Here is a 13,276-nt window from a genome sequence, read left to right as displayed (position 1 = left end):
ATGCACTTAACCTGCCATGGCATCTATGGCTAATGGTTGTGGTTTTAGCTGTTTAGACTCGGTAATCAATCCCAATTTTTCAAATAAAATTTGATCGGAATTAAGCCCAGCATTCGGCGTCGTTAATAATTTATCGCCAGAAAAAATCGAATTCGCACCTGCCATAAACGCCATGGCTTGATCAGAATGCGTTAATGATTCCCTCCCCGCAGAAAGACGAATATAACTTTCCGGCATAATTATTCTTGCAGTAGCAATCGTCCTGATCCATTCAATCACATCCAGTTTTTCTACATCTGCTAATGGCGTACCCGCAATCGGAACCAGCATATTGATCGGTACCGACTGTGGATGTTGTGGCAATGTCGCCAGTTCAAGCAACAAACCGATCCGATCCTGATTCTTTTCTCCTAAACCAACAATACCGCCACTACAAACCTTTAAACCAGCCTGACGTACCTGTTCGAGGGTATCTAACCGATCATCAAAACTGCGAGTAGAAATGATATGTGAATAATATTCTCGTGAAGTATCTAAATTATGGTTGTAATAATCCAGACCTGCCTGTTTAAGACGCTGTGCTTGTGAACCGCTTAACATCCCCAGCGTCATGCAGGTTTCCAGTCCAAGTGCTTTAACTTGTTTTACCAAATCAAGCACATATGGCATATCACGTTCATGTGGATTACGCCAGGCAGCGCCCATACAAAATCGCATAGAACCCGAGGCTTTCGCCTGTTTGGCTTCCATAATCACCCTATCAATGGCAATACGCTTTTCTGCCTCCAGACCCGAATCATAATGTGCAGATTGCGAACAATATTTACAATCTTCTGGGCATTTTCCTGTTTTTATTGATAACAGCGTACTAATTTGTATGGTGTTGGCTGTAAAGTGCTGGCGATGTACACTTTGTGCTTCAAATAATAGATCCAGCAACGGTTGTTGATAAATATGTTGAATCTGATCTCGTGTCCAATCATTTCTTAACATGTCTGACATCCTACAGTTACTCACCTAAGGTTGAATTGGGCTTTTAATTCTGGTCTAGAACACATCTGCATTGAGATTAAATTCCATGCACATCATTTCTTGCAATTTAAATTTTTGCGCCTTACCAGAAGCAGTCATTGGAAATTCAGTTAAAAATTTGACGTAACGTGGAATTTTATTATGTGAAATTTTGTCCTTACAAAATATACGAATCGCTTCTTCACTACAGCTGCGACCTTCATGCAAAATAATACAGGCACATAATTCTTCACCATATCGTTCATCAGGTAAACCAACCACTTGGACATCTGAAATTTCTGGATGGGTATATAGAAAATCCTCTATTTCTTTTGGAAAGAGATTTTCTCCCCCACGTATTACCATATCTTTCATACGTCCCTTGATTTTGATATAACCCTCTTCATCCATTTGTGCAATATCGCCCGTATGCATCCAGTTATTGAGATCAATTACCTCATGGGTCTTTTCAGGTTCAGCCCAATATCCCGCCATAACAGAATAACCACGTACGCATAATTCTCCTGAAATTCCCAATGGCACAATATTGCCCTCTGGATCAACAATTTTTATTTCCACATGCGGATGAACATGTCCTACAGTACTCACCCGTTTATCTATTGGATCATCGATATAGCTCTGTACACTGACTGGTGAGGTTTCGGTCATACCATAGCAGATGGTAATTTCAGACATATGCATACGCTCCATTACGCGCTGCATAATCTCTTTGGGACAGGGACTCCCCGCCATAATTCCTGTACGTAATGAGGAAAGATCATATTGTTCAAAATCTTCCTGTTCCAGCATCGCAATAAACATGGTGGGAACACCATAAGCTGCTGTACAGTGTTCTTGATGAATGGTATTTAAAGATTCTCTGGCATTGAATACTGCGGCAGGATAAACCATCGTCGCACCATGGCTAATACATGCCAAATTCCCCATCACCATCCCAAAACAATGAAACAGCGGCACTGAAATACAGACTTTATCCTGAGCGGTTAAGCCAATTCCTTCGCCGACAAAAAAACCATTATTTAAAATATTATGGTGCGTCAACATGGTACCTTTCGGATTACCTGTCGTACCTGAAGTGAATTGAATATTGACCGTATCATCAAATTGTAAAGTCCCCGCAATTTTGGCAACCTGCATACGTTGCTGATCTAAAGGTTGCTCAAGTAAATCCTGAAACCGATAAAACATCTCTGGTACGGAGTGATCGATTTTAATTACGACTTCTAATTGCGGCAGTTGTTGTAGCTTAAGCTTTTTATCACTTGTCTGGAGAATTTCTGGGGAAATTTGGGTCAGCACTTGTTGATAATCAGTGCTTTTAAATTTTGAGGCAATCACTAAGCCCTTACAGCCTACTTTATTGAGAACATAATGCAGTTCTTGCGCTTTATAGGCAGGATTTAAATTGACCAGAATCACGCCTATTTTAAAAGCGGCAAACTGAGCAACCGTCCACTCCCAGCAATTTGGTGACCAAATACCCAGCCGATCCCCTTTTTGAAATCCTAATGCGATTAGGCTACACGCAAAAGCTTCTACTTTTACCTGTAACTCTTGATAGGTTAGTCGTTTATTTTGAAAAACGCTGATCAATGCATCTTGATCAGCGTAGTCGTCACAAGCTTTATCAAACAGTTCACCAATCGTCATGCCAATGAGTGGTTGCGAACTCTTCCCTGATAGATAACTTAACTTTACCGGTTCCATTGAATCACGCTCCTTGATTCTTTTTGACTTACTTATTCCTAACTGCTAAGCCAACCTAACTTATTTATACCTCTCTATCTTCACCTAAAAACTTCTTTTCAATTCGTACTGAATTCAAACAGAAATCAGCCACTTGTTTACTAAAATAGTCTTTATGTGCTTGATTAAAATTATTTTTCTGCACTGGATCAAGTGGTTCAATGACAGAAAAAGTCATCGCACCTACCATACAAAGTGCGGTGGTATTCAAATCTTCAAACTCAAACACACCCTTGGTATGACCTTCTTCCAAAATGCGATAAATAGCATCTTTAATCAATTTTTTGCTTTTAAATCGTTCGTATTCGACCTCAGCATCAACAGGTTCCAACATTAACGAATATGAAAGCTGTGGGCTATTTAGGGCACGTTTTACAAATGTTGCCACTGCTTTGTGAAGTTTCTGCTCGATTGGCAACTCTTGCAATGAAATCACATGCAAAATGTCTACCTCGAAGTGAATCGCTTGAGAAAGTACTTCAATTAAGATTTGACTCTTATTATCAAAGTAACGATACACCAAGCCACTTGAAACACCAGCCAGCTCGGCAATGGCTTGCACCTGTGCCTCTTTGAAACCGCCTTGAGCAATGAGCTGCTTTGCAGATTGCAATATCGCTTTACGATTTTGCTCAATACGTTCTTGCATCAAAGATGATCGTTTATAGCTCATAATTTATTCTCACCCATTTAAAATGAATTGTAAATCATTTTTTGAATCAATATTCACTTTTTTAAAAAAAAGGAGTATCGTAAATCTATCAAATAAGTTTACGACAGATAAATGTCGATGGAAAACCAATGGAAGGATACAGCAAATGACGTTTAAAACTTTAAATTTCGGACTAGACGACACCTTATTAGCATTTAGAGACTCTGTAGCAGCATTTTGCCAAAAAGAAATTGCACCTCTTGCCCAACAAATTGATAGAGAAAATAAATTTCCTGCACATCTATGGAAAAAATTTGGAGATATGGGTTTGCTCGGAATGACAGTGAGCGAACAATATGGTGGCAGTAATTTAGGCTATCTTGCACACATTATTGTGATGCAGGAAATCTCAAGAGCCTCCGCTGCGGTTGCCTTATCCTATGGGGCTCACTCCAATTTGTGTGTCAACCAAATCAATCGTAATGCCAACGAACAGCAAAAACAGCGTTTTTTACCTAAGCTGGTATCTGGTGAATATATTGGTGCTCTTGCCATGTCGGAACCGAATGCAGGCTCAGATGTGGTCAGTATGCGATTATATGCCGAAGATAAAGGTGATCACTTTGTATTAAATGGCGCAAAAATGTGGATTACCAATGGCGGTGAAGCTGATGTATTAGTGGTCTATGCAAAAACTGATCTGAAAGGCGGAAATAAAGGAATTACAGCCTTTTTAGTTGAAAAAGACATGGCTGGTTTTAGTCATGGCACACATCTAGATAAGTTAGGGATGCGGGGTTCAAATACCTATCCACTATTTTTTGATAATGTGGTCGTCCCCAAAGAAAACGTATTAGGGGGAATAGGTAATGGTGTCAAAGTATTAATGAGTGGATTGGATTATGAACGTGCAGTCTTAAGCGCAGGTCCACTCGGCATCATGGATGCCTGTATGGATGTGGTAATTCCCTACTTACATGATCGTGAACAGTTTGGACAAGCATTAGGTGAATTTCAGTTGATGCAAGGCAAGCTTGCAGATATGTATTCGACTTGGCTGGCATGTAAAGCTTTAGTCTATGCTGTGGGTCAAGCCTGTGATCAAGTCGATCACGATCGTAGTTTACGTAAAGATGCAGCCAGTGCCATTTTATATGCTGCTGAAAAAGCCACATGGATGGCAGGTGAAGCCATTCAAACCTTAGGTGGCAATGGCTATATCAATGAATATCCGGCAGGCCGATTATGGCGTGATGCCAAACTTTATGAAATTGGTGCAGGTACCTCAGAAATTCGTCGGATGCTGATTGGTCGTGAGTTATTTAACGAAACCAAATAAGAATTATAGGAAAAGAAAAGGATGACATGACCATGAACCAACTCTCCAGCAAAATTAATGTACGTAGTGAAAGTTTTAAAGAAAATCAACTCGCTATGCAAACATTAGTAAACGATCTTAAAAATCTGACTAACCATATCGCACTGGGCGGTGGAGAAATTGCACGCCAAAAACACATTGCACGGGGCAAACTGCCAGTACGGGAACGAATTAATCAATTGATTGATTCAGGTACTGCATTTCTAGAAATTGGTCAACTGGCTGCCTATCATGTCTATGATACTGATATTCCTGCTGCGGGGGTCGTAGCAGGGATTGGTTTAGTGAATGGTATCGCCTGCATGATTGTTGCCAATGATGCGACTGTTAAAGGCGGTACGTATTATCCTCTCACAGTCAAAAAACATTTACGTGCGCAAGAAATCGCCGAACAAAATCATTTGCCATGCATTTATATGGTCGATTCCGGTGGTGCATATTTACCGTTACAAGAACAGGTTTTTCCAGATCGCGATCATTTTGGACGTATCTTTTACAATCAGGCCCGTATGTCAAGCCTAGGCATTGCTCAAATTGCAGTGGTCATGGGCAGTTGTACCGCAGGCGGTGCATATGTGCCTGCTATGTCTGATGAGACAATTATTGTGCGTAACCAAGGTACCATTTTTCTTGGCGGGCCGCCATTGGTCAAAGCGGCAACAGGTGAAGTGGTCAGTAGTGAGGATTTGGGTGGCGGTGACGTACACACACGTTTATCCGGTGTCGCTGATCATCTTGCCGAAAATGATGAACATGCCATAGCCATTGCAAGAACTATCGTTGCCAATTTAAATAAGTCCCCGCAAACCCAAGCAAAGCAAATTGAATCACCACTATTTGATGCCCAAGAACTGTATGGCATTGTTCCGGTTGATAGTCGTCAACCTTTTGATGTACGTGAAGTCATTGCAAGAATTGTCGATGGTTCAAGATTTGACGAGTTTAAGACACGTTTTGGCACAACCTTGGTCACCGGTTTTGCCCAATTATATGGTATGCCTGTGGGAATCATTGCCAATAATGGAATTTTATTTTCAGAATCAGCGCAAAAAGGCGCTCATTTCATCGAACTTTGCTGCCAACGTAGTATTCCGTTGATTTTCATACAGAATATCACCGGCTTTATGGTGGGTCGTCAATATGAAAATGAAGGAATCGCTAAAAATGGTGCCAAACTGGTGATGGCTGTCGCCACGGCCAATGTCCCTAAAATCACATTGATCATCGGCGGTTCATTTGGCGCTGGTAATTATGGTATGTGTGGACGAGCCTATTCACCTCGTTTTTTATGGACTTGGCCAAACTCACGTATTTCAGTCATGGGCGGTGAACAAGCTGCCAGCGTACTCTCCACCCTCAAACGCGAACAAATTGAAAACAATGGTCAGCAATGGTCAACACAAGAGGAAGAACAGTTTAAACAGCCCATTCGTGACCAATTTGAGCAACAGGGTCATCCGTACTATGCCTCTGCCCGGCTTTGGGATGATGGCATAATTGATCCTGCACAAAGTCGTCATGTGCTAGCACTTAGCCTATCTGCTGCACTGAATGCACCAATTCAGAGTACAAAATTTGGCGTATTCAGGATGTAAAGGGAGAACGAAATGTCATATCAATATTTAGAACTAACTTTACAACAACAGGTTGCAACAGTCTGGCTTAATCGCGCAGACCTGCATAATGCTTTTAATACCCAGGTCATTGAGGAGCTTGATCAGTGTCTACATGATTTAAATCAACGTGTTGATATACGTGTTGTCGTATTGGCAGGACGAGGCAAAAGTTTTTCCGCCGGTGCAGATTTAAACTGGATGAAACAGGCAGGTCAGGCCGCTCATATAGACAATCAAGCGGATGCACTAAAACTTGCAAAAATGCTTAATACTTTAGCCACATTAAAACAGCCTACCATTGCCCGAGTACATGGCATTGCCTTTGGTGGTGGTATGGGTCTAGCGGCAGCATGTGATATCTGTATTGCATCAACTCAGGCACAATTTGCGACGTCTGAGGTACGTTTAGGACTTGCCCCGTCTACCATCAGTCCATATGTTATTGCGGCAATCGGCACACGTCAGGCATCACGTTACTTTTTAACCGCAGAACGGATCAGTGCAGAACAAGCAAAACATATTGGCTTAGTGCATGAAATCAGTCATCCAGAACAGTTGGATCAGCAATTGGATCAGATTATTGCCGCTTTATTACAAGGTGCGCCTCAGGCACAGGCAGCTTCAAAACAATTAATCCAAATGGTAAGCCAACATCCCCTTACAGAGTCACTCAGGATCGCCACCGCCAATCACATTGCGGATATACGTCAAGGTCAAGAAGCCAAAGATGGATTAAACGCATTTTTAAATAAACAGACTGCGCCATGGATTGTAGCATCAACAAAATAACAAAGGATCATGACTATGTTTACAAAAATTCTCATTGCAAATCGTGGTGAAATCGCGTGTCGGGTGATTCGCACTGCAAAAAAATTAGGCATTGCCACAGTTGTAGTTTACTCAGATGCAGATGCTCAGGCTCAACATGTCAAACTGGCTGATGAAGCCATCTACATCGGACAATCGCAACCCAATCAAAGCTATTTGCAGATTGACAAAATTATTGCAGCTGCCAATCGTACTGGTAGCCAAGCGATCCATCCAGGTTATGGATTCTTATCAGAAAATGATCAATTTGCGCTTGCTTGTGAACAAAATAATATTTGTTTTATCGGACCTCCAGTGTCTGCAATTTTGGCCATGGGATTAAAAGCGACCTCCAAGGCACTGATGGAAAAAGCTGGCGTCCCCTTGACTCCGGGTTATCACGGTGACAATCAAGATCCAAGCTTTTTAAAGCAACAAGCCGATCAAATTGGTTATCCGGTATTAATTAAAGCCAGTGCTGGCGGTGGTGGAAAAGGTATGAGTCTGGTTGAATCCAGTACAGTTTTTCTCGATGCCCTTGCCTCTTGTAAACGTGAAGCAAAATCTAGTTTTGGTAATGATGATGTATTAATTGAACGCTATGTAATTCAGCCACGTCATATTGAAGTGCAAGTATTTGGCGATTCGCATGGCAATTATGTACATCTATTTGAGCGTGATTGTTCAGTACAACGTCGCCATCAAAAAGTATTAGAAGAAGCGCCCGCACCCGAAATATCACAAGACAAATTGGCAACCATGCGTCAAGCAGCCATTGATGCTGCTAAAGCAGTCAATTACGTTGGTGCAGGTACAGTAGAATTTATCGTCGAACAAGATGGTACTGCCTACTTTATGGAAATGAATACTCGTCTACAGGTTGAGCATCCCGTTACTGAAATGGTGACAGGTGAAGATCTGGTAGAATGGCAGTTACGCATCGCTTATGGCGAACCTTTACCCAAAACGCAACAACAGATCCAGTGTCTAGGTCATGCGATTGAAGCACGGATATATGCTGAAGTTCCCGAACAAGGCTACTTGCCAGCTATTGGCAAAATCAACTATTTACACTATCCCGAACAAAACCAAAATGTTCGTATAGACAGCGGCATTGTACAAGGTGATGAAATCACCACCTATTACGACCCAATGATCGCAAAACTAATTGTATGGGGGAAAAATCGTGATGCAGCTTTGGTACAAATGCATCACGCACTGCAACAATTCCATGTCGATGGCTTAGGTAATAACATTGCCTTTCTCGACCGAATTATTCAATGTGATAGCTTTCAACAAGCTAAATTGGATACTAGCCTCATTGAGCGTGAACACGACCATCTGTTCAATCCAAACATCAGTATTAAAACGCAAGATGTGATCCATGCAGCCTTTATTAAATTTCTATCGGAGACACGTCGTGAGAATGCTACAAACACCTCCGTCTGGCAAGATCAGTGTTTATGGCGTTTAAATATAGAAACCAAACAAAGCATTAAACTCAAATATCAACAGACTGATATTCAACTCAATATTGGTCGAGCAGAAAATACCTATTATATTGATTATTTAGGACAATCCTATTCCATCGATGGAAATTTAATTGATGCACATACGGCTGAAATCAGCAGTGAAGGTATACAGAGTAAAGTTTCTTTTAATCTTAGCCCAACAAGTATCACCCTTTATAAACATGCCAAAACGCTTAATTTTGAATTTATTAAACATTCTTATGATACGGAAGATAGCAGTGATAGCGAAAACCTTTTAAAAGCCCCCATGCCCGGTACCATCACTCAGGTCTTTGTTGATGCAAACCAAAGCGTCAAAAAAAATGATATTTTATTAACGCTTGAAGCAATGAAAATTGAATATACCATTCGTGCACCACAGGACGGCATCGTGCGTGAAGCTTATTTTAAAGCGGGTGATCAGGTCAAAGTTAATGACGAATTAGTAGACTTTGAGCTTGCAGTGGAGACTTAATCATGGATGAAAGTATTAAAATTGTTGAAGTCGGTCCACGTGATGGCCTGCAAAATGAAAAACATCATTTAACAGTTCCTCAGCGAATGGCATTAATTGAAGATTTAATCCAAGCAGGGCTTCGGCATATTGAGGTCGGATCTTGTGTATCCGCCAAGTGGGTACCACAAATGGCAAACAGTACTGAACTATTTCAACAACTTCCTAAACGTAACGGTGTTCAATTTAGTTTATTAACGCCCAATATTAAAGGTTTTCAAGCTGCTCAAGCCGTCAATTGCAAAGAAGTGGCGGTATTTACTGCGGCCTCGCAAAGCTTCACCCACAAAAACATTAATTGCACAATTGAGGAAAGTCTTGAAAATTTTTCCGAACTGATTCAACTCGCCAAGCAACAGCATATCCTGGTTCGGGGCTATGTTTCTTGTATGGTTGATTGCCCTTATGAAGGCGCAATCGAGCCCCAACACGTTGTAAAAGTAGTGAAAGCCCTATTAGACATGGGTTGCTATGAAGTTTCATTGGGCGAAACCATCGGTACTGCGACCCCTGACCGAATTAAAAAAGTCTGGGAAGCATGTTTGGCTGAAGTGCCCACAGATCAGCTCGCTGGGCATTTTCATAATACCTATGGCATGGCCATTGCCAATATTCATCAATCGATTTTACAGGGTATTCGTACCTTTGATTCATCAATTGCAGGTTTGGGTGGCTGCCCTTATGCCAAAGGTGCTTCTGGCAATGTTTCGACTGAAGACTTGTTTTATCTCGTGAGTCAGATGGGCTTTGAAACTGGAATTAATCTCCCAGCGCTGATGCAGGCCAGCAGAAATATTAGTGAATTATTGCATAGAACCAATCAGTCTCATTATGCCAATGCATATTGGCAGCAATGTAGCTAATCCATGCGTCACGTTAATTTTTTCATTCATCATTAAAATATCGTAGAGGGAATTATGCGAAATAAAGTATATCAGGATGCAAATCAAGCTTTAGCAGGCATTATCCAAGATGGACAAACTTTGGCAGTTGGAGGCTTCGGCCTATGTGGAATTCCAGAGGCATTGATACAAGCATTAAAAGATACAGATTGTCGCGATTTGACCTGTATCTCCAATAATGCCGGTGTAGATGATTATGGTTTGGGAATTTTATTACGCAGCAAACAAATTAAAAAAATGATTTCATCTTATGTTGGTGAAAATAAAGAATTTGAACAACAATATCTGAGTGGTGAACTTGAAGTTGAACTTACACCACAAGGCACTTTAGCAGAAAAATTACGTGCAGGTGGTGCTGGCATTCCTGCATTTTATACTCAGGCAGGCGTTGGAACACTGATTGCAGAGGGCAAAGAAACCCGTATTTTTAACGATAAAGAATATATTCTTGAACCCTCTTTGACCGCAGATGTCGCATTAGTGAAAGCCTACAAAGCAGACAAAGCTGGTAATTTAGTTTTCCGTAAAACTGCGCGCAACTTTAACCCTGAATGTGCTACTGCCGCTAAAATTACTGTCGTAGAAGTTGAACATTTGGTGGAGGTCGGCACAATCGATCCCGATGAAATCCATCTAGCAGGAATTTATGTAGATCGAATCATCGTTAATAACGCCATAAAGAAACATATCGAACAAGTGACACTAAAACACAAGGATGAACACTCATGAGCTGGACAAGAAATCAGATGGCACAACGTGCTGCACAAGAGTTACACGATGGATTCTACGTCAATCTAGGCATTGGGCTACCCACTCTCGTCGCAAACTATATCCCTGAAAATATGGATGTTTGGTTACAATCAGAAAATGGCTTATTGGGTATCGGTGAATTTCCTACAGAAGAAACTGTAGATGCCGATCTGATTAATGCTGGTAAACAAACAGTTACCGCTAGACCAGGTGCGGCTTTTTTTTCGAGTAGTGAATCTTTTGCCATGATTCGTGGTGGACATGTTGATATCGCAATTTTGGGTGCGATGGAAGTCTCCGAACAAGGAGATCTTGCCAACTGGATGATTCCGGGTAAAAAAGTTAAGGGGATGGGCGGTGCAATGGATTTGGTTGCCGGTGTCCAAAAAGTCGTTGTACTAATGGAGCATTTTGCAAAAGATGGCAGTGCTAAAATTTTAAAAGAATGTCAACTTCCGCTGACAGGCAAAGCTGTAGTGAATCGTATTATCAGCGAGTTGGGCGTATTTGATATTACTGCTGACGGTATCAAAGTGATTGAATTAGCTGATGAGGTTACCTTTGATCAAGTTCAGGCGCTCACTGGTGTCAACTTACAACAACCCGCATAAATACTTTATGAGTAATGCTTAAACAAAAAAGCTGCATCATTGCATAATGATACAGCTTCTTGAATAAAACTCGATTATTTGCGTAAATCTTTACGCAAGATTTTACCGACATTGGATTTCGGCAATTCATCAAGAAATTCAACATAACGTGGACGTTTATAGCCCGTTAAATTCTCTTTGGCATAAGCCAGAATTTCTTCGGCAGTTAGGCTAGCATCTTTTTTCACAATAAATAATTTTGGTACTTCACCGGATCTCTCATCCGGTACACCAATCGTTGCCACTTCCAATACTTTCGGATGCTTGGCCACAATCTCTTCAATTTCACTTGGATAAACATTAAAGCCGGACACCAGAATCATATCCTTTTTACGGTCTACGATTTTGACATAGCCTTCATCATTCATGATTCCCACATCGCCCGAACGGAAGAAACCGTCGTCAGTCATTACCTTGGCTGTTTCATCCGGACGATTCCAGTAACCTTTCATGACCTGTGGACCACGAATCGAGATTTCACCCTGTTCACCAATGGCAACCTCATTACCATCATCATCCAGAATCGCAATATCGGTATCTGGTGCAGGAATACCAATGGTACCTGTAAATGCGGTATTAATTGGCGGATTCACCGATGCCAATGGTGAAGTTTCCGATAAACCATAGCCTTCAATAATGATGGAACCCGTCACTTTATGCCATGCTTCGGCAGTTGAAGGCAATACCGCCATCCCACCACCAATCGCAATTTTCAAATTGCTGTGGTCGAGCTGTTTAAACTCTTCATTATGCACCAGTGCATTGAACAGCGTGTTTACAGCCGGGAAGAATGCCGGTTTATATTTACGCAGCTCACCTACCACGGCAGGCAAGTCACGTGGATTTGGAATCAGAATATTGGTTGCACCGCGATACATGCCATACAGCGCGCACACCGTAAAGGCAAAAATATGATAGAGCGGTAATGCACAGACAATCCGCTCACCCACCAGACTATCGCCGCCACCAAACTTACTGGCAAAAATCGCATCGACTTGCAGCATATTGGCAATCAGGTTTCTATGCGTTAATTCTGCACCTTTGGAAACACCTGTAGTACCACCCGTATATTGCAATACCGCAGTATCACTTAAAGTCAATTGAGGGCGAGTATATTTTGCCGACGACCCTTTAGATAAAGCAGATTTAAACGAAGTATGTCCGGAAATCGTCCATGCAGGTACCTGTTTACGTACCTTACGCAAAACAAAATTGACAATGGTACCTTTTAATAGGCCAAGCATATCACCAACACCAGTCACAACCACATGTTTTACTGGTGTTTTACCATGAATAGGCTGATATACGTGTGCAAAATTTTCAATGATAATCAAGGCTTCTGCACCGGAATCATTTAACTGATGTTCCAGTTCACGTGTAGTATAAAGTGGGTTAACATTGACCAGAACATATCCTGCCAAAAAAGTTCCCAATGCAGCAATCGGATATTGGAAAACATTCGGCATCATCACTGCAACACGTGATCCTTTTGCCAAACCCAGACTTTGCAGATAAGCAGCAAACTGACGACTATACTGCGCCAAGTCGGAGAAGGTTAAAGTTTTGTCCATAAACAAAAACGCTTCTCGTGATCCATATTTTTTAAAATTATTTTCAAATACATCAACTAAAGATGTATTCTCTGCTGGCAATGAAATATCTTTTTGAATTCCAAATTTTTCATAAGTTTTCAGCCAAACTTTTTCCATAATTGCCAC

At 41.3% G+C, this 13,276-nt stretch carries 11 protein-coding genes; 7 read left to right on the top strand and 4 right to left on the bottom strand.

All coding sequences use genetic code 11. From position 1 onward, the window contains the following. Positions 1–6 precede the first annotated feature (6 nt). The 3 genes from bioB to CRO21_RS00170 all read right to left on the bottom strand — a co-directional run bounded on the left by bioB (position 7) and on the right by CRO21_RS00170 (position 3,451). Positions 7–993: a biotin synthase BioB gene (gene bioB / locus CRO21_RS00180; RefSeq protein WP_378234916.1), complete on the bottom strand. Its 987-nt coding sequence runs from the start codon at positions 991–993 to the stop codon at positions 7–9. 54 nt (positions 994–1,047) lie between these two features. Beyond that, positions 1,048–2,739: an AMP-binding protein gene (locus CRO21_RS00175; RefSeq protein WP_097077348.1), complete on the bottom strand. Its 1,692-nt coding sequence runs from the start codon at positions 2,737–2,739 to the stop codon at positions 1,048–1,050. Positions 2,740–2,803: 64 nt separating this feature from the next. Continuing rightward, a complete protein-coding gene (locus tag CRO21_RS00170) occupies positions 2,804–3,451 on the bottom strand; it encodes a TetR/AcrR family transcriptional regulator (RefSeq protein ID WP_097077347.1) in 648 nt (215 codons plus the stop codon). A 145-nt stretch (positions 3,452–3,596) separates the two neighbouring features. On the opposite strand from CRO21_RS00170, the gene CRO21_RS00165 reads away from it, so the two are divergent. From CRO21_RS00165 to CRO21_RS00135, 7 genes are read left to right on the top strand one after another with little or no spacing between them, the layout of a single operon-like run. Continuing rightward, the gene (locus CRO21_RS00165; RefSeq protein ID WP_097077346.1) at positions 3,597–4,769 is read left to right on the top strand and encodes an isovaleryl-CoA dehydrogenase; all 1,173 of its coding nucleotides are present in this window, start codon (positions 3,597–3,599) and stop codon (positions 4,767–4,769) included. A gap of 32 nt (positions 4,770–4,801) precedes the next feature. Beyond that, on the top strand, positions 4,802–6,403 hold the full coding sequence (locus tag CRO21_RS00160) for a carboxyl transferase domain-containing protein (RefSeq protein WP_097077345.1): 1,602 nt from the start codon (positions 4,802–4,804) through the stop codon (positions 6,401–6,403). Between the two features lie 12 nt (positions 6,404–6,415). Further along, positions 6,416–7,213, top strand: a complete 798-nt coding sequence (locus CRO21_RS00155; protein ID WP_097077344.1) for an enoyl-CoA hydratase/isomerase family protein — start codon at positions 6,416–6,418, stop codon at positions 7,211–7,213. 15 nt (positions 7,214–7,228) lie between these two features. Then, entirely contained in the window at positions 7,229–9,217 is a 1,989-nt protein-coding gene (locus CRO21_RS00150) for an acetyl/propionyl/methylcrotonyl-CoA carboxylase subunit alpha (RefSeq protein WP_097077343.1), read from the top strand. Between the two features lie 2 nt (positions 9,218–9,219). After that, the gene (locus CRO21_RS00145; RefSeq protein ID WP_097077342.1) at positions 9,220–10,119 is read left to right on the top strand and encodes a hydroxymethylglutaryl-CoA lyase; all 900 of its coding nucleotides are present in this window, start codon (positions 9,220–9,222) and stop codon (positions 10,117–10,119) included. A 54-nt stretch (positions 10,120–10,173) separates the two neighbouring features. Further along, positions 10,174–10,887 carry a CoA transferase subunit A gene (locus CRO21_RS00140; RefSeq protein WP_097077341.1) on the top strand — a complete coding sequence of 238 codons (714 nt, stop codon included), beginning with the start codon at positions 10,174–10,176 and terminating at the stop codon, positions 10,885–10,887. Further along, on the top strand, positions 10,884–11,519 hold the full coding sequence (locus CRO21_RS00135; RefSeq protein WP_097077340.1) for a CoA transferase subunit B: 636 nt from the start codon (positions 10,884–10,886) through the stop codon (positions 11,517–11,519). The genes CRO21_RS00140 and CRO21_RS00135 overlap by 4 nt, the downstream gene beginning before the upstream one ends. A gap of 74 nt (positions 11,520–11,593) precedes the next feature. Here CRO21_RS00135 and CRO21_RS00130 read toward each other — a convergent pair whose 3' ends face one another. After that, the gene (locus CRO21_RS00130) at positions 11,594–13,267 is read right to left on the bottom strand and encodes an AMP-binding protein (RefSeq protein ID WP_097077339.1); all 1,674 of its coding nucleotides are present in this window, start codon (positions 13,265–13,267) and stop codon (positions 11,594–11,596) included. Positions 13,268–13,276 lie beyond the last annotated feature (9 nt).

Source organism: Acinetobacter puyangensis (assembly GCF_900096995.1).
GTDB lineage: Bacteria > Pseudomonadota > Gammaproteobacteria > Pseudomonadales > Moraxellaceae > Acinetobacter > Acinetobacter puyangensis.
This window is presented reverse-complemented; position numbering and strand designations above follow the sequence as displayed.

Bases quoted from the DNA above. Each gene is read 5' to 3' on its own strand.
- bioB (WP_378234916.1), bottom strand. From the start codon at position 993: ATGTTAAGAAATGATTGGACACGAGATCAGATTCAACATATTTATCAA.
- CRO21_RS00175 (WP_097077348.1), bottom strand. From the start codon at position 2,739: ATGGAACCGGTAAAGTTAAGTTATCTATCAGGGAAGAGTTCGCAACCA.
- CRO21_RS00170 (WP_097077347.1), bottom strand. From the start codon at position 3,451: ATGAGCTATAAACGATCATCTTTGATGCAAGAACGTATTGAGCAAAAT.
- CRO21_RS00165 (WP_097077346.1), top strand. From the start codon at position 3,597: ATGACGTTTAAAACTTTAAATTTCGGACTAGACGACACCTTATTAGCA.
- CRO21_RS00160 (WP_097077345.1), top strand. From the start codon at position 4,802: ATGAACCAACTCTCCAGCAAAATTAATGTACGTAGTGAAAGTTTTAAA.
- CRO21_RS00155 (WP_097077344.1), top strand. From the start codon at position 6,416: ATGTCATATCAATATTTAGAACTAACTTTACAACAACAGGTTGCAACA.
- CRO21_RS00150 (WP_097077343.1), top strand. From the start codon at position 7,229: ATGTTTACAAAAATTCTCATTGCAAATCGTGGTGAAATCGCGTGTCGG.
- CRO21_RS00145 (WP_097077342.1), top strand. From the start codon at position 9,220: ATGGATGAAAGTATTAAAATTGTTGAAGTCGGTCCACGTGATGGCCTG.
- CRO21_RS00140 (WP_097077341.1), top strand. From the start codon at position 10,174: ATGCGAAATAAAGTATATCAGGATGCAAATCAAGCTTTAGCAGGCATT.
- CRO21_RS00135 (WP_097077340.1), top strand. From the start codon at position 10,884: ATGAGCTGGACAAGAAATCAGATGGCACAACGTGCTGCACAAGAGTTA.
- CRO21_RS00130 (WP_097077339.1), bottom strand. From the start codon at position 13,267: ATGGAAAAAGTTTGGCTGAAAACTTATGAAAAATTTGGAATTCAAAAA.